This is a genomic window from Burkholderia alba (genome assembly GCF_034721475.1).
Lineage (GTDB): Bacteria > Pseudomonadota > Gammaproteobacteria > Burkholderiales > Burkholderiaceae > Burkholderia > Burkholderia alba.
The window spans coordinates 62,437-81,368 of record NZ_JAWJWL010000023.1; the positions used below are offsets into that span (position 1 = coordinate 62,437).

At 67.7% G+C, this 18,932-nt stretch carries 18 protein-coding genes; 6 read left to right on the forward strand and 12 right to left on the reverse strand.

The features are described 5' to 3' along the window. Window positions 1-183 precede the first annotated feature (183 nt). From RZR99_RS24105 to RZR99_RS24115, 3 genes are all read right to left on the reverse strand, one after another. Window positions 184-660, reverse strand: a complete 477-nt coding sequence (locus tag RZR99_RS24105) for a DUF6632 domain-containing protein (RefSeq protein ID WP_323122291.1) — start codon at window positions 658-660, stop codon at window positions 184-186. Window positions 661-877: 217 nt separating this feature from the next. Further along, complete coding sequence (locus tag RZR99_RS24110) at window positions 878-1,777, reverse strand: metal-dependent hydrolase (RefSeq protein ID WP_323122292.1); 900 nt, start codon at window positions 1,775-1,777, stop codon at window positions 878-880. Window positions 1,778-2,032: 255 nt separating this feature from the next. Continuing rightward, window positions 2,033-2,482: a GNAT family N-acetyltransferase gene (locus tag RZR99_RS24115; RefSeq protein WP_323122293.1), complete on the reverse strand. Its 450-nt coding sequence runs from the start codon at window positions 2,480-2,482 to the stop codon at window positions 2,033-2,035. Between the two features lie 352 nt (window positions 2,483-2,834). On the opposite strand from RZR99_RS24115, the gene RZR99_RS24120 reads away from it, so the two are divergent. After that, window positions 2,835-3,635: a thioesterase II family protein gene (locus RZR99_RS24120; protein WP_323122294.1), complete on the forward strand. Its 801-nt coding sequence runs from the start codon at window positions 2,835-2,837 to the stop codon at window positions 3,633-3,635. Window positions 3,636-3,721: 86 nt separating this feature from the next. Here RZR99_RS24120 and RZR99_RS24125 read toward each other — a convergent pair whose 3' ends face one another. Beyond that, window positions 3,722-4,621, reverse strand: coding sequence for an alpha/beta fold hydrolase (locus tag RZR99_RS24125; RefSeq protein ID WP_323122295.1), 900 nt, complete (start codon window positions 4,619-4,621; stop codon window positions 3,722-3,724). Between the two features lie 74 nt (window positions 4,622-4,695). Here RZR99_RS24125 and RZR99_RS24130 point away from each other — a divergent pair, with 74 nt between their 5' ends. Beyond that, window positions 4,696-5,094, forward strand: a complete 399-nt coding sequence (locus RZR99_RS24130) for a MerR family transcriptional regulator (protein ID WP_407655495.1) — start codon at window positions 4,696-4,698, stop codon at window positions 5,092-5,094. Between the two features lie 125 nt (window positions 5,095-5,219). On the opposite strand, the gene RZR99_RS24135 is transcribed toward RZR99_RS24130, so the two are convergent. Continuing rightward, on the reverse strand, window positions 5,220-5,543 hold the full coding sequence (locus tag RZR99_RS24135) for a DNA-binding protein (RefSeq protein ID WP_323122356.1): 324 nt from the start codon (window positions 5,541-5,543) through the stop codon (window positions 5,220-5,222). Window positions 5,544-5,917: 374 nt separating this feature from the next. Here RZR99_RS24135 and RZR99_RS24140 point away from each other — a divergent pair, with 374 nt between their 5' ends. Continuing rightward, window positions 5,918-6,946 carry a linear amide C-N hydrolase gene (locus RZR99_RS24140; protein ID WP_323122296.1) on the forward strand — a complete coding sequence of 343 codons (1,029 nt, stop codon included), beginning with the start codon at window positions 5,918-5,920 and terminating at the stop codon, window positions 6,944-6,946. 209 nt (window positions 6,947-7,155) lie between these two features. On the opposite strand, the gene RZR99_RS24145 is transcribed toward RZR99_RS24140, so the two are convergent. From RZR99_RS24145 to RZR99_RS24160, 4 genes are all read right to left on the reverse strand, one after another. After that, window positions 7,156-10,617 (reverse strand): AAA family ATPase, encoded by a 3,462-nt coding sequence (locus RZR99_RS24145; protein ID WP_323122297.1) that lies wholly within the window; start codon window positions 10,615-10,617, stop codon window positions 7,156-7,158. After that, window positions 10,614-11,855, reverse strand: coding sequence for an exonuclease subunit SbcD (gene sbcD / locus RZR99_RS24150; RefSeq protein ID WP_323122298.1), 1,242 nt, complete (start codon window positions 11,853-11,855; stop codon window positions 10,614-10,616). Before sbcD ends, RZR99_RS24145 begins: the two co-directional genes overlap by 4 nt. Before the next feature lie 123 nt (window positions 11,856-11,978). Then, entirely contained in the window at window positions 11,979-12,707 is a 729-nt protein-coding gene (locus RZR99_RS24155) for a glutathione S-transferase (RefSeq protein ID WP_323122299.1), read from the reverse strand. Window positions 12,708-13,022: 315 nt separating this feature from the next. Beyond that, window positions 13,023-13,952 (reverse strand): LysR family transcriptional regulator, encoded by a 930-nt coding sequence (locus tag RZR99_RS24160; protein ID WP_323122300.1) that lies wholly within the window; start codon window positions 13,950-13,952, stop codon window positions 13,023-13,025. 171 nt (window positions 13,953-14,123) lie between these two features. On the opposite strand from RZR99_RS24160, the gene RZR99_RS24165 reads away from it, so the two are divergent. The 3 genes from RZR99_RS24165 (at window position 14,124) to RZR99_RS24175 (ending at window position 16,753) form a co-directional block, all read left to right on the forward strand. Next, window positions 14,124-14,816, forward strand: a complete 693-nt coding sequence (locus RZR99_RS24165) for an SDR family NAD(P)-dependent oxidoreductase (RefSeq protein WP_323122301.1) — start codon at window positions 14,124-14,126, stop codon at window positions 14,814-14,816. A 465-nt stretch (window positions 14,817-15,281) separates the two neighbouring features. Beyond that, complete coding sequence (locus tag RZR99_RS24170) at window positions 15,282-15,758, forward strand: VOC family protein (protein ID WP_323122302.1); 477 nt, start codon at window positions 15,282-15,284, stop codon at window positions 15,756-15,758. 623 nt (window positions 15,759-16,381) lie between these two features. Beyond that, window positions 16,382-16,753 (forward strand): hypothetical protein, encoded by a 372-nt coding sequence (locus RZR99_RS24175; protein WP_323122303.1) that lies wholly within the window; start codon window positions 16,382-16,384, stop codon window positions 16,751-16,753. A gap of 456 nt (window positions 16,754-17,209) precedes the next feature. On the opposite strand, the gene RZR99_RS24180 is transcribed toward RZR99_RS24175, so the two are convergent. The 3 genes from RZR99_RS24180 to RZR99_RS24190 form a co-directional block, all read right to left on the reverse strand. Further along, complete coding sequence (locus tag RZR99_RS24180; protein ID WP_323122357.1) at window positions 17,210-17,611, reverse strand: hypothetical protein; 402 nt, start codon at window positions 17,609-17,611, stop codon at window positions 17,210-17,212. Between the two features lie 295 nt (window positions 17,612-17,906). Beyond that, window positions 17,907-18,158, reverse strand: a complete 252-nt coding sequence (locus RZR99_RS24185) for a hypothetical protein (protein ID WP_323122304.1) — start codon at window positions 18,156-18,158, stop codon at window positions 17,907-17,909. Window positions 18,159-18,574: 416 nt separating this feature from the next. Further along, the gene (locus RZR99_RS24190; RefSeq protein ID WP_323122305.1) at window positions 18,575-18,718 is read right to left on the reverse strand and encodes a hypothetical protein; all 144 of its coding nucleotides are present in this window, start codon (window positions 18,716-18,718) and stop codon (window positions 18,575-18,577) included. Window positions 18,719-18,932 lie beyond the last annotated feature (214 nt).

An 18,932-nucleotide genomic window follows, 5' to 3' on the forward strand; every position in this document is an offset into this window, starting at 1 on the left:
TACGCTCCGGGACGCGATGCGTCCCCGGAACGGATGGCGGCGCGTCAGCCGGGAATGATTCGGGCAGCCGCGCCGGACGCTTTTTTGCGCAGCGCGGATTCTACCCGATTCGCCCGCGCTGCTTGCGGCGCGGTGCCGCCGGCGGGCCCGGAACCCGCGCGGCGCGCCGGCGCGGGCGGGCCGTCATTGCCGCGCCTTGCCCCGCTCGCGCAGCCAGAACACCGCCATCAAGACCAGCCCGGCCCAGCCGAGCGGCACGTCGCCGATCAGGTGGATGCGCTCGTCGGGCATCCGCATCCCCTGGAAGAACATCAGGCCGAAATGCGCGGCGTTGGCCACCACCGTGAAATCGAGAAACAGCCGGTGCGCGAGCGGATTCGCCGCGGCGCGCCACAGGTAGACGCCCCAGACGACATAGACCACCGAGATCATCAGTTCGTAGTGCGCGCCCGTGCCGTCGAGGCCGCCCCAGCGGATGAGGCGCAGCACGAGCCGTCCCGCCGGCCGGGTGACAAGCGTGCGGTCGAGGCCGGTCAGGACCACCACGATCGCCGCGCCGAAGAACACGACGAAGCCGGCGGCGAGCAGCCGGATGGCGAGCGGCAGCCACGGAGAGACATCGCGGCGGCCGACCGGCGTGCCCGAATGGATTGAGGACATGCGTTGCTCCGCAGGGGAAATGGCGTGCGGCCAGGTCGCCGGAATCAGCCGGAACCGCACGCGCGCGCCGGGACACGGCGCACGAGCCGGCGGCGGCGCTCCGGCACCGGATGCGCGAACGGCCGTCCGGCCGCCGCGACGTCGCGGCTCGAACGGCCGCCGGCGGGCAACCGGCGCGGGCAGCCCGGAGGCCGGCGCGGGCGTCTCGCGGCGCCGCTCAAGCGCCCGCGTGCGGCAGCGGATGCAGCGGCACGCGACGCGGCGCCGCTTCGGCCGCGTACCGCGCGTTGGTCGCGTCGATCGCGGCCAGCAGGCCGTCCAGGCGCTGCAGGTGAGCACGATTGTCCTGGTCCCACGGGTGGAAGCCGGGCCGGAAGTAGCTCAGCCATTCAAGCGCGATCTGCGCGAAGACACCCTTGCGCGGCCCGAACAGAAACTTGACGAGCTTGCCGAATCCCGTGACCTCGCCGACCCGGCGACGATGCGCGTTCAACAGATGCACGTGGAACTCGAACACCGTGCCCCAGAACAGCACGCTGGTGAACAGCATCGCCCCGGTGCGGATCAGATAGCGCTTCGGGCCGGGCTTCATCACCGTGAGCCACACGTCGTAGGCGACCGACTTGTGCTCGGTCTCCTCCATCGCGTGCCATTGCCACATCTGCACGTAGCCGTCGACCGAGCCCTCGGCGAGCGGCACGCGCTTCGCGAGCAGCAGGTCGGCGAACATCGCGGTGTAATGCTCAAGCGCGATCGTGATCGCAAGCTGCATCGAATGCGGCAGCACCTTCTTCATCCAGCCCAGCACGGCCCAGAGCCGCGCGTCGATCTTGTGCGCGGGCATCCCGGCCGCCTGCAGCAGGTCGTTGTACTCGACGTGCTCGCGGGTGTGCATCGCCTCCTGGCCGATGAAGCCGACGATTTCCCGCTTCAGCTCCGGATCCTCGATCCGGTCCCGGTAGTTGCGCACCGAATCCATGAAGAAGCGTTCGCCGGCCGGAAACAGCAGCGATAGCGCGTTGTAGAGGTGGGTGGTGGCGACGCCCTCGCCGTGCCAGTCGCAGGCGCGATCGGGGGGCAGGGCAAAGCGGATGTCGCGGCGAACGATAGATGTCACGATATGTCTCCCTGTCGTCCGGTCCGGACGATCCGTGCGACCCACCTCGACACCCTTCCCGAATCGACCCGGAAATTGGGGAGCGGTCGCCCAGTTAAATCAAACCATCATAAACAGTTACATTGAGTGATGTAATCATAGAGGATGGGGGCGGACTGTGCAAGGCGCCGGTGGCGCCGGGCGGAACAGAGAGGGGGCGGAGCCGTGGGTCCAGCCTGGCGGACAGCGCCGGGGCAGGCTCGCCCCGGCGAGACGCTACGCGAACGGCGGACGGCCGTCGCCGCCCGATTCCAGCAGCAGGTAATCGCCGTCGTCCGCCGTGCCGGCGCCGATCTCCGCGAACCCGCATGCGCGGTAGAACGCCAGCGCCGCGCCGTTGGCGCACAGGCATTTGAGGCGGTAGCGCGTCGCGGGCCAGTCCGGCAATGCGCGCAGCAAGGCCCCGCCGACGCCACGGCGATGCCGCGACCGGTCCACATAGAGATGGTGAATGAAGCGGTCCGGCTCCCAGAGCGAAATGAAGCCAGCCAGTTCGCCGTCGTGTTCGGCGATCCATTGCCATTCGTCCCGCGTCTGCATATCGAAGTCCGCCAGCTGGAACGCGGCGGCCGGCTGCCAGACGAAGGTTTCGCGGCGCGCGCTCAGATACAGCGCGCGCAGTGCCGGGATGTCTCCGGCCCGCGCGCGACGCACGCTGATCGTCATGTTCTTCTCTCCTCCCGATAGGATCCGCCCGGCCGGGTCGGCCGATCGCGGCCGCGAACCCGCTCCTCGCCGTGCGGCCGATTCAAACCGGCCATCGCCGAAGCGTCCGGGCCCTCCGCGCGAGCCGGCCGTCGAGCGCATTCGCGCCGCGCCGCGATCGGTTGCCCTCGCTCCGATGCCGCGCCGCCGCAAGTTATGCTCGCAAGACACGCGCCCCGAACGCTACCATGACGCTTTCCGCGGCCGCATGCGTTGTGCGCGGCCGACACGCGATACGCGTCGCCGCCGGCTGTCCCGCCCCGGCTCGACACACCTGAAGCCGACCGTCTCTTCCAACCCGGAGCCGCCCTGCATGGCCTCGCTACCCAGCACGATCACCATTCCCGTCAAGCGCGATGCGGCACGGCACCACCTGCTGGTCTTCCATCACGCGTGCGGCGCCGCGACCAGCTATCACCGCTGGGCATTGGGCTTTCCCGCCGACATCGAGGTATGGCTCATCGAATTGCCGGGCCGGGGCCGCAACCTCCAGACACCCGCACTCGCCACGCTGCCCGAGGTACTGACGCACCTTCGCGAACTGCAGCCTCTGCTGCCGCGTGATTATGCGGTGTTCGGGCACAGCATGGGCGCGCTCGTCGGCTACTGTTTCGCGTGCGACATGACGCAGCTCGGACACCCGCCGGTCTGGCTCGGCGCGTCCGCCGCCGAAGCGCCCTTCTATCCGCATCGGCATGCCCGGCGCACCGGTGCGCCGGTCCATCTGCGATCGGACGAGGGCATCATCGACTACATGGTGTCGCTCGGCGGCACGCCGCGCGAAGTAGCCGAGCACGCGGAACTGAAGGCCATGCTGCTCGACATGGCCCGCGCCGATTTCCATCTGGTCGAGGCCTGCTTCCCGCTGCCGGCGGCCACGGCCCTGCCGCTGCCCGTCACGGTATTCAGCGGCCGCGACGATCCGGTGGCGAGCCCGGCGGGGCTGCAGGACTGGGCCCGCGCATCGCGGCAGCCGGTGACGTTCCACGACTTCGACGGCGGCCATTTCTACCTGATGCTGCGCCCGGCCGCCGTGCGGGACGCGATCGTGCGCGCACTGAACGATGCCCGTGCGCCGCGCGCCGCATCGCGCGCATTGCCGTCGCTGCCGTGATCGCGATGCGCGGCGCGCCCCATCCGGCCCGGCATCGCCGCCCGGCCGCGCATCTCCTCCCGTCGGCGCCCCGGTTCGCTGCCGGCCTAGCGCGGCGCGGCGGCCTCGACGAACGCGGCCAGATCGCGATTGAACCGGTCCGGCTCCTCGATGAACGGCGCGTGGCCCGACTCCGCGTAAAGCTTGCTCGTGATGCGCGGGTTCAGCGCGACCGCGCGCGCCATCGCAGGCCCGGCCTGAACGAGCGCATCGCGCTCGCCGTAGATCAGCAGGATCGGAACCCGCGCGTTGCCGAGGCCTTCGGGCGCCGCGACCGTCATCGACTGAACCGCGCGCTGCATGTCCCACGACGCCATCGCGGCATTCGCGAGCAGGCGCTCGAACGTCGCCCGCTCGGGCGGCGTGCGGAAGCACAGGCCGAGGAACGTGCGCACCGCATCGAGGTGGGTTTTCAGATCGGGGGAGACCATGTCGCGATACACCGCCGGATGCGGCACGATCTGCTCCGGCTTCAGTTCGATCACGCCGTCGACATACACGGCCCCGGCGATCCCGTTATCGCCATACGCCGCCAGGTAGTTCGACATCACGGCGCCGCCCAGCGACCACCCGACCAATACCGGATTGCGCGCGTGCGACGCCGCGATCACCGCGGCGAGGTCGTCCGCCCAGCGCCGCCCGTCGCGATAGGCGCCGGCGTCCGCCGGCTTGCCGGACAGACCGTGGCCGCGCAGGTCGTAGCTGATGATGCGGTAGCGCTGCAGCGCGGGGGCCTGCCGCTGCGCCTCCCAGTCGAGATGGCTGCCGAGCAGTCCGTGAATGAACACGATCGCGGGGCCGTCGGGGTTGCCGGACGCCTGGACCGACAGCGCGACGCCGTCCGGCGCGGTGACCGTGTAACGCGTCATCTCCGCAAGCGCGGACGACGACATGGCCAGCAGCGCGGCCAGCGCGCACAGGATGCGACGAAACATGAGACGGGACATGAACCGGACTCCGGGTGGTTGAGATGTCCCGAGTCTCGACGCTCACACTGATGTGAGGGTCAAGCGGAAATGCTATGCTTTTTTTCATGCGCCCATCCACCACGCAACACCCGTTGACCATCGGCGAACTGGCACGCGCGACCGGTGCGAGCGTCCGCTCGATTCGTCACTACGACGAACAGGGCCTTCTCACGTCCATGCGCGCCGACAACGGCTACCGCACGTTCCCGGATGCGGCTGTCGTCCAGGTCAGGCAGATCCAGCGGATGATCGCGACGGGTTTCAGTCTGGCGGACATCCGCGCGTTCCCCGACTGCATGCGGATGATCGAAGGCGCGAACGCGTGCACGGTCACCACCGACGCGCAGCGCAAGCGGCTGGCCTCCATCGAGCGCCAGATAGCGGATCTCGAACGCCGCCGCGCGCGGCTGCTGAAGACGCTGGCCGAAGGCATCGTGCCGCCGCTGGATTGATGGGACCGCGCGCGGGGCGCGCGTTGCCGCGCCGCGGCGCATGCCGACGACATGCGTCGGGCCGAGCCGCGCGCGCCGCCTGCCGCCCCGTCCCGCCGCGACTGCCGGCCTGCGTCGGGGAAAACTCACTCCGGATAGGCGTCGCTGACCTTGAGGCTGGCAAGCCGGAAGATGATGCGCAGCGTCTGCGGATTGATGTCCCGGCGCGCGGCGAGCGACGTCAGGATGAAATCGAGCACCTTGGCGCGCTTGAGCAGCGCGATGCCGCTGTCGATATCGGTGGCATCGGCGCGCAGGCGCTCGGCGATCTGCACCATCTCGGTCGACAGGATGCGCGCCATGTCGAGTTCGATCTGCTGCTTCTCGCTCCAGCCCGGTTCGGGCCGTTCGAGCAGCTTGGCCAGAAAAGCCTGGAATTGCGCATCTGATTGATTCGGGAGCGCGTCCATGTTTTGCCCCGCTCTGCGGTTGGGCGGCCGTGTCCGGTGGACACGGCCGGCGGTTGTCACGAACCCGCGCCGGCCGGCGGCGCGGTTCTCATGCCCAATGCATTGCAGAATTCGTACCAGCCTCGCCCAAAGCGGGCGCGCGGCACGCTGCCGGACCCCGCCGCGTGCCGCTCAGGCTTGTCGGCAGGCGGTCCGGACGACGCCGGTCGACACCGTTACGGCCCGTTCCACGTGCCTTCATCGCGGCGGGAAGACCGGCATTCCCGCCGAATCGTCCGGAGATGTAACGTAACGCGTACCGCGCCGGCCACGACATGGGTCGACTTTCGCGAAGTTTGTCCTACGATACGATCAACAAATATCGGGAGACCGCCATGTGCACGGACTTTCTGCTCAAGGCCGCGGACGGCAGCGTCGTGAACGGCCGCAGCATGGAATTCGGCACGGCGCTGCACTCGGAGATCTTCGTCGTCGGCAGAGGCACGAAGATGCACAGCGCCTCCCCGCATCTGGCACCCGGCCTGAACTGGATCAGCCGGTACGGGCTGGTCGGCATGAATGCATTCGGCAGCCACATCGTGACGGACGGCATCAACGAAGCCGGCCTGTCGGTCGGCTGCCTTTGGCTGCCCGGCATCACGCATTACGCGTCGACGGTACGCGACGCCTCCCGCGCGCTCCTGATCGCCCAACTCGCGAACTGGCTGCTCGCGAGTTTCGCGACGACCGGAGAAGTCGGGGACAACCTCGCCAGCGTGGAGATCTGGGGCGGGCATGAAATCGACAAGCAGCTCCCGCTTCACCTGTCCGTTCACGACAGGGACGGCAACAGCATCGTGATCGAATTCACCGACCCGTCCGGCCAGCCCGTGATTTACGACAATCCCGTTGCCGTGCTGACGAACGCGCCGGCCTTTCCGTGGCATCTCTCGAACATCGGCAACTTCGTCGGCCTGCAGGCCCGGGACGCCGAGCCGATCGAGATAGGCGGCACGCTCTTCAGCCCCGCCGGTCACGGCAGCGGCATGAGGGGCTTGCCCGGGGATTCGACGCCGCCGTCCCGCTTCATCCGCACCGTCTTCGAGAAGCGCTTCGCGAAGCAACCCGCGAACGCGGCGGCCGCGCGCAACCTCGCGCTGCATCTGCTGAACATCGTGGATATCCCGCTCGGCACCAGCGCATCGCTGCCGTCGACGCTCGGCAAGGTGGATGACGATTACACGCAATGGGCCGTGGTCAAGACGCTCAGCGCGCCGAGCTTCGGCGTCCGGACTTACGACAACACGACGCTGATGGAAGTCGTCCTCGCCGAGATCGATCTCGCCACGCCCGGGGAGCGGCTCTACCCGCTACCGGCCGAGCCGGTTTCGATCAACATCAGCGGGAAGCTGCTGCCCCGGTGACGTGAGCCTGTCCGCATGGGAGCGGCCAGGCGGCGAACGACGGCCAGCCGCGCAGCCTGCCGGATGAGCGCGCGTCGACGATGGCGGATCTCGCCGACCGGGCGCGGCGGCGATGCGGCCGTCGTGAGCGGTCGAAGCCCGCATGAGCCACCGTCGAGCGGCGCGTCTCCGCATGACCGCGCCCTTCGGCCAAGGCACTCGGCCGCCCGTCAAATGACGAGGCGCGAATGCCCGATGCCGCCGCCCTTCTCGACCCTGATCTGCGTCGCGATGCGCTCCTTCATCCCCTCGACATGGCTGATGACGCCGATCATCTTGCCGCTCGCATTGAGCGCGTCGAGCGCGTCGAGGGCGATCTCCAGCGTATCGCCATCGAGCGTGCCGAACCCTTCGTCGAGAAACAGCGAATCGATGGAGGTCTTGTGGCTCACCAGATCGGAAAGCGCCAACGCCAGCGCAAGGCTGACGAGAAAACTCTCGCCGCCCGAGAGCGTGCGCGTATCGCGCGTCGCGTCGGCCTGCCAGCGGTCCAGTATCTCCAGTTCGAGTTCGCCCGTCGACTTGCGCCTCAACAGATAGCGCGCATGCAGGCGATCGAGATGCCGGTTCGCGAGCAGCAGCAGATGGTCGAGCGTCAGGCCCTGGGCAAATTTTCTGAACTTGTCGCCCTTCGCCGAACCGATCAGCGAATCGAGCCGCTGCCAGATGTCGTTCTCGCCGGATTGCGCGTCGATCTGCGCCAAGAGGGTTTGCTGGCTCCCGCGCAAGGCGTCGTCCCGCGCCAGCAGTTCGCGCTTGCCGCCGATCTGGCCGTTCATCGAGGCGCTCTGGGTGTCGAGCGATTCGATCTGCGCGGTCAGCGCGTCGAGCGTTGCCTCGGTCCGAACCGGCGATTGCAGCTTCGTCAGCTTCTCGCGCTCGGACTGATGCAGGGTGTCGGCGGTCTGCCGGTCCTGTTCGAGCCGAAGCTTCATGTCCCCCAGGCGCTTGCGTTCGTCGGCGGGCAGCAACGCGGCGAGAAAGGCGGCCTGATCGGGGAACGGGCTCGCGGCCAGCGCGGTCCCCCAATTGGCGTTCGCGTCCGCCGACGCCGCGCGTTGCCGCGCCTGCAGCCCGTCGAGTTCGACGATGCGCCCGTCGAGCGATGCCAGCGCCTGGGCGAGCGCCTCGATTCCCGCCGCGCATTCCGATAGCCGTCGACCGGGTGCCTCGATCGTCGCGAGATCGATATCGCCCCCCGTCGCCCCTTCCGCGCCCGGGCTTGCCTCGAGGGCCTGGAGACGCGCGCGCCACGCTTCACGCTGCGCGCGCGCCGCTTCGTCGTGCGCCTGCTCCCGGACGCGCTCGTGCGACAGCGTCTGCAACCGCTGCTGCGCGCGCTGCCATTCGCGCCATTCGTTGTCCCGTTCTCCCAGCCAGGCTTCGGCGTCCGCGGGCAGCGCCGCGTTCGCGAATCCCGCCGCGCCGATCGACGCCAGCAGGTTTTCCTCGTCGCGCGTCAGCGCCGCGCGCAGATCGCCGATCTCGCGCCCGATCTCGGCGTGACGATCCCCGCCAGTCCGGATCGTCTGCGTCAGCCGCTCGCCGGCAGCGCGCGTCATCAGCAGCGCTTGCGCGCATTCCGCATCGACAGTGCGTTTGCCGATCAGCTCCCCTTCCGCGTTCTCGGCGGCATCCAGGGTGCGCTTCACCTCCTCGGCCGCGCGATCGGCGGACGCCCGGTTCTCCGTCACCCACTCGGCTTGCGACCACCCGGCCGCGCCGATCGGCCGCACCGCGACGATCGAAGCAGCGAGGTCGTCCCCGTTCCGCTGACTCTGCGCGATATCCCGCGACAGGCGTTCATCCCGCGTCCGATACTCTGTCCGGATAGCGCGACGCTCGGACAGCGCCCCGGAAATGCCCTGGATCTGCTTGTCGGACGCCAGGATCTCCGCCTTGAGGGCGCGCAATGCGTGATCGGTCGCGGACACATCGAGCGCGCGGTAAGCGGAGATCGCCGGATGCTCCGGCGAACCGCACAGCGGACACGCGTCGCCCGGTTGGAGCCGGTCCCGGTGATCCGCCAGACTGCGAATCACCTGCTCCTGTTCAAGCAGCTTCTGCTTGTCCGCTTCCTGTGCCCGCAATGTTTCATCGGCGCGCCGGCACATCTGCAACGCGGCCTCGCGTTCGACGATCTCCGCCTCGATGCGCTTCAGATTGGCGGCGAGCGCGTCGCGCTCGGTCGCGAGGTCGCGATGCCGGTCCGCGATCGCCTCCAGCTTCAGCCACGTGCCGAGATCGTCCTGCGCCGCTTGCCAGCGCTGCCGCAAGCCGGCGAGCGTACGGCCCGCCAGCCGCTCGTCCTGCGCGGTTTGCAGGCGGTTGAGCTGCGCTTCCGATTCGCGCTTGCCGAGTTCGGCCGCCTTGACCGCGTCGCGCTGCTTGACGAGTTTTTCCCGTTCGAGTTCAAGCGTGGCGTTCAACTCGCGCCGGCTTTTCTCGCGCGCGTCGATCTCGCCCGCCGCCTGGCGGCGATGCGCGAACTGCTGCCGCCAGGTTCCCGTCTGCTCGCCCAGCGCCGCATGATGCCGATTCGATTCGCCTTGCGCCTCGAGCTTGCGTTGCTCCGCATCGAGCACCCGCAGCCGCGCTTGTGCGTCGTCGCTCACGCGTTCGGCCAGCTTCGCCGCGATCGCATGTTCGCGATACTGCGTCACGGTCCGCTCGACGCGTTCACCGCGGCGCGCAGCGCGTTCCGCCTCGGTCGCGCGGCATGCTGCCTCCGTGCTCCCCGCGGCCTCGTGAAGCGCGCGCAATGCCTCGGCCGGCTCGCCGGCGGCCAGTCTCGCCAGTTCGACGGCTGCCGCGCCGAGCGCGTCGTTCGTCTTCGCCAAGCGTGCCTGCGCCGCTTGCGCCGCCGCTTCGGCCGCCGCCAGATCGAGACGCCATTGCCGGTGATCGCGAAGCGTCCCGAGCCGGCCGGCCGCCACGCCGATCCGTTCCGTCAACGCCGCGATGTCCCGCTGCATGACGCCGCGCTGCTCCGCCGTCAGCAGGTCCATGCCGTCCGCCTGCGCGCGCAGGGCTTTCAGCGTATCGCGGGCCGCACCGGCCCGCTCGAACACGCGGCGGGAAATCTCGCCGTAGATCTCGGTTCCCGTCAACTCCTCCAGCAGCTCCGCGCGGTCGTTGGCGTTCGCATTCAGGAATGCAGCGAACCCGCCCTGCGCGAGCAGCATGGAGCGGGTGAAGCGTGGAAAGTCGAGGCGCGTGATCTCCGTCACGGCCTTGAGCTTCTCGTTGACATGGGTCGTCAGGATGGTGCCGTCGCCTTTCGCGAGTTCCACCTTGGGCGCCTGAAGCGCGCCGTCGACCTTGTCGCGGGCGCGGCGCTGGCTCCAGAACGCCCGATAGATCTCGCCCTTGACCTCGAACACGACTTCCGCGAGACAGTCGGCGGTGTGCCGCGTCATGATGTCGTTCGCCGACGCCGAAACGGTCTTGAGTCGCGGCGTCTCGTGGTAGAGCGCGAGGCAGATCGCGTCGAGCAGCGTCGATTTGCCGGCGCCGGTCGGCCCCGTGATCGCGAACAGCCCGTTTTCGGAAAACGGCGGCCGGGTGAAATCGATCTGCCACTCGCCTTTCAGCGAATTGAGATTCTTGAGACGCAGGCTGCGAATCTTCATGCCGCGTCCTCCCCGGTGGATGCCACCACGCGCCGGTAGCGCTCGATCAGCGAATCGCGCAGCGCGTCCGGCAGTGCCTCCTGCGCGAGCCGGCGCGCGAATACGTCGTGCGGGTCAAGCTCGTCGAGCGTCACGCCCGCGTCCCCGCTCAGGTGCGCGCCCGCCTTGCCCCGCTCGCGGCGGATACGCAGCACCTCCAGCGGAAGCCCTTCGGCCAGCGCCTGGATCCGGGCGGGCAGATCCGACAGGTAATCGTCCTCGGCCACGGTGACTTCGAGCCACGCGGGCGGTTCGGACGCGGCCTCCTGCGCGATGCGCGGGAAGTCGCCGGCGAGCGATTTCAGATTGCCGCGCAGCGCGACGAGCCGCTGGAACGCGGGCACCGGCAGCGGCGTGGCGGACCGGAAACCCGTTTCGTCGAGATCGACCAGCAGCACCTCCTTCTGCTGGGCGGCCTCGTCGAAGCTGAGCGCGATCGGCGAGCCGCTATAGCGGATGTGCTCGATCCCGCCCACCTTTTGCGGCCGATGGATATGCCCGAGCGCGAGATAGTCGACGGGAGGAAATGCCGAAGTCGGAAAGGCGTCGAGCGCGCCGACGTAGATTTCGCGCACCGATTCGGTCGTGCTGGCGCCCACGGTCGTGAGATGGCCTGTCGCGATCAGCGGCAACTGCCGCCCGGCTTCTCGCGACAGGGTGTCCCGACGCGCGCGGGCGGCGTCGAATACCGCGTGATAGTAGGCCTGAATGGAACGCAGAAGCTGTTGCTGCTTGTCCTCGGCGCTTTGCCCGGATTCGCTTTGCATCACGTCGCGCGCGCGAATGAACGGGATCGCGCAGACGACGCAGCCCGGCGCGCGTCCGGCATCGGCGCGGCGCAGCGGAAGCACCCGGACCTGACCGTGCGGCGCATCCGCCGAGGGCACGACATGCGCCGACAGGCGCTCGAGCAACGCGCTGCTTTCGCGCAGCGTGGCCACCGAGTCATGGTTGCCGCCCAGCAGCAGCAGCGCGACACCGGCCTCGTGGAGCCGCACGACGAGCTGGCTGTAAAGCTCGCGTGCATAACTGGGCGGCGTGCCCGTATCGAAGATATCGCCGGCGATGAGAACGGCGTCGACGGCATGAGCGTCGACCTGAACCATGAGCCAGTCGATGAGCGCCTGATGCTCGGCTTGACGGCTCTTGCCCATGAAATTCTGGCCCAGGTGCCAATCGGACGTGTGGAGGATGCGCATGTGAGGCGAAAGAGGAGATGTCTTGACGTGGCGAATGGTAACGGATCGATCGGGTGCCGCGAGCCGCTGCGGGGCGGCCGGGGGCGGTCGATCGCTCGCGTGGTCGAACGCCGCGCGCCGCCGCTATCGATCCAGTTCGGCGTAATGCCGGAAGATCCCCTCCTCGTTGAACGGAATCCGCCGCGCCGATGCCAGATAGCGCGCGACGGGCGGATGCCGCGCCACCCTGTCGTGCAGCTCGATCAACCCGCCATGCTCCGGCTCGATACGGGCCATCGCATTCGGGAACGCGTAGCGCAGCCCCTCGATCAGCTGGAACATCGACAGATCCGCATAGCTCAGGCGACGGCCGGCCAGATAGCCGCTCCGATGCGGATTGCCGGCCAGCACCTTGCCGAAATAGCCGAGGAACTTCGGCAGGCGGTGCGCGATGAAATCCGCCGTCCGCGCCGCGGCTTCCTCCCGCTGATCCTCGTAGTAGAGGTTCATGGAAATGGGGTGGTGGGTGTCGTGGATCTCGACGATGAAATCGGCCACCGTCAGTTGCAGCTGATGCACCCACAGCCGCCCGGCTTCGTCCCGGGGCGCCAGACGATGCCGCGCGCCGAGAAACAGCAGGATGTTGGCGGTTTGCCCGATGATCCGGTCGCCGGCCTTGAGAAAGGGCGGCGCGTACGGCGGGTACGCTGTCGGCTCGCTGTCCAGCAGACGCATCATGGCGCGCACGCCCTGGCCTTTCCGCGCGGATTGCCGCGCCACGTCCACGTATTCGGCTTCGGCCGCTTCGAGCGCCAGCCGCACGAATTCGCCGCGGCCCTGAATGCCGGGCCAGTAGTAAAGCTCGTAGTGCATCGTGCGCTCCCTGGTTCGAGATGGAGACGGCCAGCGCGCTTCGCGTGTTGCGCGGGGGCCGCCTGGGGTTCCCGGTGTCCCGATGACGAACGACAGTCTAGGCGCAACGGCCGTCGCGGTCATCCGGCGCGGCGGCGGACCCCGGCAGGGCGCGCCGGGCGGCATGCGTTCGGTCGCCCATCAACCGGGATTCGCGTCCCGCGCAGGTCGATGAGGGGAGGGATCGGCGCCGGACGCCGTATTTCCGCGCGCCCCGGCGACAGGGGCGTCCGATGCCGACACGCGCGGCCGAAGCGACGCCGCCCATCCCCCCGCTCAGAGCGGCGCCTGCCGCCGACAGACCGACAGCACCAGTTGCCGAAGCCAGCGATGCACGGGGTCGACCTCCAGACGGGGATGCCACATCTGCGACACGGTGATCCGCTCCGTCGTGACGGGCAGCTCGAAGGCGTAGGTGGCGCCGCCCGCCTCCGTTCCCTGCGCGGCCGTTTGATTGTCCATGAAGGAGGCGGGCACGAGCGCGACCAGGTCCGAGGTGCGGGCGACGGTCAGCGCAGCGGGGAAACTCGGCACCACGGCGACGATCGTGCGCTCGAGACCCAGCGCGGCCAGCGCTTCATCGACGGGACCGCTTGTCTTGCCTCGCCGCGAAGCCACGACATGACCGAACGCGACGTACCGCTCGGCACTGACCGGGCCGTCGCGTTCGAGCGGATGCCCTTTTCTGACGACCCCCAGGAAACGATCGCGGAACAGCGCCTGCACGCGCACTTCCGGACCCATGTCGCCCAGCACGCCAATTTCGAGGTCGGCGGAGCCGTCCCGCAAATGCGCGGGGGTCTTGGCGAGTTTCGGCGCGAAGCGCAAACAGACGTGCGGCGCGGCCGCCGTCGCGGCGGCGATCAGCGGCGAGCCGAACACCTCGACGAAACCCTCGTTGCTCCGAATGGTGAACGTGCGCCTGAGCGTCGAAAAATCGGGCGCCGTCGGGGACGGGCGCAGGACGGCACGCGCTTCGTGCACCGCATGACGCGTGCGTTCGCGGATGCTCTCGGCGTACGGCGTCAATACCATCTGGCGGCCCGCGCGGACCAGCAGCGGATCGCCGGTCGCCGCGCGCAGCCGGGTCAGCGTCCGGCTCATCGCGGAGGCGCTCAGTCCCAATCGGCGCGCCGCGCCCGCCACGCTCCCATCGGCCAGCAGCATATCGAGCGCAATCAGCAGGTTCAGATCGGGTTCGGACATGGCCGGATCGTAACACCGCCGATCGGGACAAGGCGTCCGGCGCAAGTGATGAATGCAGCCGCCGCGCCTTCCGCCCTCTCGCATGCGCCGATATATTGCCTGGACCGGCCCGCTACCGCCGAACTTCATCCCGACGTGCCCGCCCGGGCGTCATCGACAGGAACCGATCCTATGCAAACCTTGGCAACGCAGAAAACCCTCCTCCTTGTCGGCGCATCCCGTGGTCTCGGGCTCGCGATGGCCGAGGAATACCTCCGGCGCGGCTGGCGCGTGATCGCCACCGGGCGGGCCAACTCGACGGACCGGCTCCGCCGTCTCGCCGGCGCGCTCGAAGTCGAAACGGTCGACATCACGATCCCGGAGCAAGTCGCGGCCTTGCGCGCGCGGCTCGCGGACCGGCGGATCGACGTGCTGTTCGTGAATGCGGGCGTCAAGAACGACGACCGGGAAACCATCGCCGACGTCTCGACCGAGGAGTTCGTCCGCGTGATGGTGACCAACGCATTGAGCCCCATGAGGGTGATCGAGACCTTCCAGGATCTCGTGCGTCCCACCGGAACGATCGGCGTGATGTCTTCCGGGCAGGGCAGCGTCACGAACAACGTCAACGGAAACTACGAGGTTTACCGCGGCAGCAAAGCGGCGCTGAACATGTTCATGCGCAGCTTCGCGGCTCGCCACGCCGACGATCCGCGCACCCTGCTGCTGATGGCGCCCGGCTGGGTGCGCACGGACATGGGCGGACCGGAAGCGCGTTTGAGCATCGAGGAAAGCATTCCGAACCTGCTGAACACGATCGATGCTTGCGAAGGACGCACGGGCCTGCATTACCTCGACTATCTCGGCCGAGTGGTGCCGTGGTGATCGGAGCGGCATGTCGCGTCGCGCCGACCGCAGCGGCGATACTTTCTTAAGAAATGCCGACGGCCGGCGGATCGGCGTCTGGCACACAACCTCGCGCAGCAGCAGCCGGCAGGCTGACCCCGCCTGCCACCTTCCGAACCTCGGGTTGCCGCCCCATGGCAGGGATACGTCCGCTTCACCGCTGTCGGTGAACCTCCGCGCGATCCGATCCCTAACAGACGGGACGCATCGATGGCTGTCCGCAAAGCCCGGCGGCGGCCATGATTCGCCATGCGCGCGAAACCGCTTTTTCCGCGTCCCGATGAACACGCGGACCGCAACCCAACTGGGGTCGCATCCGCTTGGCCAACGTCGATAAAAAGTGAAACTTTGCTTCTCGGCATGTCGATCTCAATGGTATTTCTTCGTCGTCTCAATGGCGGCACACAGCTTGCCGCTCATATAGCCAACACAAGGAGATATGCCATGACGATTCAGAAGATCACGCCTTTTCTCTGGTACTCCACGCAAGCCGAGGAAGCCGCGGCTTTCTATGCGGAGATCTTTCCCGACTCGCGCGTCACTCGGATCACGTCGGTGCCGAGCGCGGGCGCCACGAAGATAGTCGAGTTCGTGCTCTTCGGGCAGCCCTTCATCGCCATGAGCCACGAGCGGCAGGAGTCGTTCAATCATGCGATCTCCTTCATGATCAATTGCCGCGATCAGGCGGAACTCGACCGCTACTGGAGCGCCCTGCTCGACAGCGGCGGCACGCCCGACGGCTGCGGCTGGATCAGGGACCGCTTCGGCGTCTCGTGGCAGATCGTGCCGGACGATCTCATCGCGATGATGGCCGACACCGATCCGGTCAAGGCCAAGCGGGTGGCCGACACCATGATGAAAATGACGAAGTTCGAGGTTGCCGCGCTGCAAGCCGCCTATGCGGGGCCGGCGGGTCAGTGAAGTCCCCGTCCCTCGCGTGCGGGGTGAAGCCCAGGGCGGGCCTGGCCGTTCCCGGCAAACACGCGTGTGTCACACGTTGCGAGCCCCGACGCCGGAAATATCGGCGCCAGGGTGCGCGGCACCCGATCGAACGCTTTGCCGTTCGGGTTCGAGCCGCGTCCCGCTCAACGCATCGGGCCGGCCTCGGTGCGCGTTCCCGCTGATCTTCTTCGCACGCCGTCAGCGACAGTTCGGGTGCCCGCCCGGCACCGCGCCGGCGCTCACATTCGATGTTTTGCCATGGAGCGGCATGCGTCGTCGCCGCCACCTCGCGACGACGAAAAAAACCGCCGCCGCCACCATCGGCATGCACGCGCCTCCCATGTTCCCGCAAGCGACACGCTCATGCATCGCATCGACGGGAAGGGGGCGCCCGCGTCTCACGAATGCTCGCTGATGGAAACGCCGAGCAGGTCTCTCGCGCCGACCGGCGCCGCACCGCCCACGCGAGCGTAAAACTTGATTTCGCCTCTAGCGCGTCCTTCAATGATGAGGGCCGGCCGGCGCTTCCCCCGCAGCGCGAGCGAATGCGCGCGCCGGCGCTACGACATCCTTCATGATTCAAAGCAACGTGGAGATGAAACATGCCGACCAAGATCGTGGATCTCTCAGCGCGTTCCAAAATCATTCATGACGAGCCGTTTCACGTGCACTTCTGGGAATGCACGCCGGCGGAATACCTCGAATACCTCGGCCAGCCCCGCGCGTTCCTCGCCAAGATCGGCGTCGACATTCCGGGCGATTGCCGGATCGAAACGACGATCGAGAATCATGACTGGCTGGGCGTGGAAGCCAAGGATTTCAAGAGCGCGAACGGAACGATCATCTGCAACGTCGGGCACGGCAATATCGCCCGCTCGGTCTATCGAGTCGTCAGCTACGGCCACGACCACAGCACGGTCGGAAAATTCAAGAAGAAGCTGCTGCACGGCGAAGACGAGCAATCCAAGGCCTAAACCCGAACGGACGTTCGATGGGAACGTCCCGTTCATGCGCGGAGAAAGAATCGCGGCGCTCTCGCGCAGGAAAGCGTGCGGCACGCAGGTCACCGCGACGCCGACGTCACGCGTGGTGACGTTTGCGGGGAGGGACGGGCACGCATCGGGGGCCGCTTGTCAGTGCGTTGGCGCCCTTGCGGCGCGCAGTCGTTTCGCGCGCCGGAATGCGCCGGAGGTCCGCGGCGATTACCGGTGCGAAATCCGCGTCGACTTCAGCTGAAGGGCATCGCGTCGACGGGATGACGAAGGCCGGAATCTTCTTTCGCAACGCGGGTGAATGCCGGTCGCCCTGCCGCGTCGCCTCGATCGATGCCGATCGCTCACGCATCGCGCAACGGCCGCGCATCAAACGGAAAATCCGCAATCGAGCGCGACTTCGACCCGCTCGCTACCGCCCACCGCTCGCGAGGGCGTTCATTCCTCGCACTTCACATCCTGCTTGCGCACGACGATGATCGCCGGATAAGTCCCCCGGTCGAGTTCCACGCGCGCAACCACGGACATCGTCGTGCTGTCGATGTCCTCGTACACGCTCACTCTTTCGCGCCGAAGGTTCGTCAGGCCGGTGCAATTGGACGCGCGGCCTTCGTCGGACACCTGGCACTGGAGCGAGTGGTCCGCAAAGTAGCGGTACTTGTCCCGGTCGGACAGCGCAAGGTACTCGTTCATGCTTCGCGCCGATCCGCCGATCCCGGAGACATAACCGATCGCGCACTGCCGTTCGGGCGTATCGCCGCCCGCGGATGTCTGGGCTGTCGCGGCGGTGCTCGCGGCTGCGACGAGCACCGCGCATGTCGATGCGAGAAGGTGTTTCATGGCGAAATTCACGGTTGTCGGATTGAAGTGCTGGATTGTAATGGCAACGCGCCGAAGCCGTCCGGACGCGGGAAGCGGCGGCGGCACGCGCGTTCGGCGTGCGCGTCGAGCGCGATGCGTCATATCGGCGATCGAGCGCGCATCCCGCGTTCGGTCGAAGACGTGCGGCTCCGTCGTTCAGCCGGGGCAGGTAGCGAGAGTGAGGGATTCGTCGGCGAGACCGATGCCGTGGGCAAGCGAGGCCCGGTGGGTCGGTGTGAAAGCGGGGCGCGCGGTGTCGATGCCGCCCGCCGAATCAGCGCGGGTTCTTTCCCGGTTGTTGCATGATGCCGATCCAGCACAGCACCGCGGCCGCGATCCAGCCGCACGTGAAGAGCAGATCGAGGTTCAGCCAGCCCTCGAAATTATCCGCGTTCTCGAAGCTGCAGCGCTGATGCTCGCCATAATCGATGCAGCCGGCCAGAATACGCTGGACGTGTTCGTATGCGCGGTAAGCCGCAAACACCGAGATGATCAGAGCGATCCGCACACGTAATTTCATGTTCATCGAGGTCGATGCCGATTGGATGAGCTGGAGCGGATCTTAGCAGCAGGTCCGACACGCTAGCAATTGCGGTCAATCCGGGCGAGTGTGGCAGTTCATGAAACGCGAGGAATTTGACACGCGGCAGGCAAGAACGACCCTGCCCGATGGGTCCGCCCGTCGCCTCAGCCGCGGAATTTTCAAGCCGCCGAAACACGACGCGTCCGACGTTTCCCACCCGCACTCGCGTCGAGCCGATACGCCGCCGTCTCATCGCGAGAGGAGTCGAATGAAGCGCGACTTCATCGTATTCGGAACCGTGCCGAACCGCGTCATGATCACCGCTCGCCATGCGCAAAGGGCATCGCGCCCCGCCTCGCGCGCTCGGGCGGAAACCGCGAACCCACGCGGCCTCTCCGGACGAAAGGCGATGCGCCGTCTCAAAGAAAGCTCGGCCTGCTCTGCTCAGTGATCGCGGACGGCGTCGCGTACCCGGCGTGGAATCCGTTCATCACGCGGGTCGACGGCCGCTTCGCCGGACGCTCGTCGATACGGATCGTGCTCGACAGCGGGACGGATTCCATGACCTTCACGACCCGACGGTCCCGCTGGTTCGCCCGGAGCACGCGCTTTGCCGGCGCGGTAGCCTGGGGACGCGGGGACCTTCGACGGCGAACGCTGCATTCGCCTGTCGGCGGCGGCAAGCGGCACGCGCGTCGAGCCATCCGCGCGATTCCCGGACATCCTGGCCGGCCGCTTGACGCACACGGTCGGCGCGCAGACGCAGCAGCCATGCCG

Excerpts from the sequence above, each read along its gene's own strand:
- RZR99_RS24130 (WP_407655495.1), top strand. The coding sequence starts at position 4,696 with ATGCTTTTTTTCATGCGCCCATCCACCACGCAACACCCGTTGACCATC.
- sbcD (WP_323122298.1), bottom strand. The coding sequence starts at position 11,855 with ATGCGCATCCTCCACACGTCCGATTGGCACCTGGGCCAGAATTTCATG.
- RZR99_RS24145 (WP_323122297.1), bottom strand. The coding sequence starts at position 10,617 with ATGAAGATTCGCAGCCTGCGTCTCAAGAATCTCAATTCGCTGAAAGGC.
- RZR99_RS24140 (WP_323122296.1), top strand. The coding sequence starts at position 5,918 with ATGTGCACGGACTTTCTGCTCAAGGCCGCGGACGGCAGCGTCGTGAAC.
- RZR99_RS24115 (WP_323122293.1), bottom strand. The coding sequence starts at position 2,482 with ATGACGATCAGCGTGCGTCGCGCGCGGGCCGGAGACATCCCGGCACTG.
- RZR99_RS24160 (WP_323122300.1), bottom strand. The coding sequence starts at position 13,952 with ATGTCCGAACCCGATCTGAACCTGCTGATTGCGCTCGATATGCTGCTG.
- RZR99_RS24175 (WP_323122303.1), top strand. The coding sequence starts at position 16,382 with ATGCCGACCAAGATCGTGGATCTCTCAGCGCGTTCCAAAATCATTCAT.
- RZR99_RS24120 (WP_323122294.1), top strand. The coding sequence starts at position 2,835 with ATGGCCTCGCTACCCAGCACGATCACCATTCCCGTCAAGCGCGATGCG.
- RZR99_RS24165 (WP_323122301.1), top strand. The coding sequence starts at position 14,124 with ATGCAAACCTTGGCAACGCAGAAAACCCTCCTCCTTGTCGGCGCATCC.
- RZR99_RS24155 (WP_323122299.1), bottom strand. The coding sequence starts at position 12,707 with ATGCACTACGAGCTTTACTACTGGCCCGGCATTCAGGGCCGCGGCGAA.
- RZR99_RS24105 (WP_323122291.1), bottom strand. The coding sequence starts at position 660 with ATGTCCTCAATCCATTCGGGCACGCCGGTCGGCCGCCGCGATGTCTCT.
- RZR99_RS24180 (WP_323122357.1), bottom strand. The coding sequence starts at position 17,611 with ATGAAACACCTTCTCGCATCGACATGCGCGGTGCTCGTCGCAGCCGCG.
- RZR99_RS24170 (WP_323122302.1), top strand. The coding sequence starts at position 15,282 with ATGACGATTCAGAAGATCACGCCTTTTCTCTGGTACTCCACGCAAGCC.
- RZR99_RS24135 (WP_323122356.1), bottom strand. The coding sequence starts at position 5,543 with ATGGACGCGCTCCCGAATCAATCAGATGCGCAATTCCAGGCTTTTCTG.
- RZR99_RS24190 (WP_323122305.1), bottom strand. The coding sequence starts at position 18,718 with ATGGAATCCGTCCCGCTGTCGAGCACGATCCGTATCGACGAGCGTCCG.
- RZR99_RS24185 (WP_323122304.1), bottom strand. The coding sequence starts at position 18,158 with ATGAACATGAAATTACGTGTGCGGATCGCTCTGATCATCTCGGTGTTT.
- RZR99_RS24125 (WP_323122295.1), bottom strand. The coding sequence starts at position 4,621 with ATGTCCCGTCTCATGTTTCGTCGCATCCTGTGCGCGCTGGCCGCGCTG.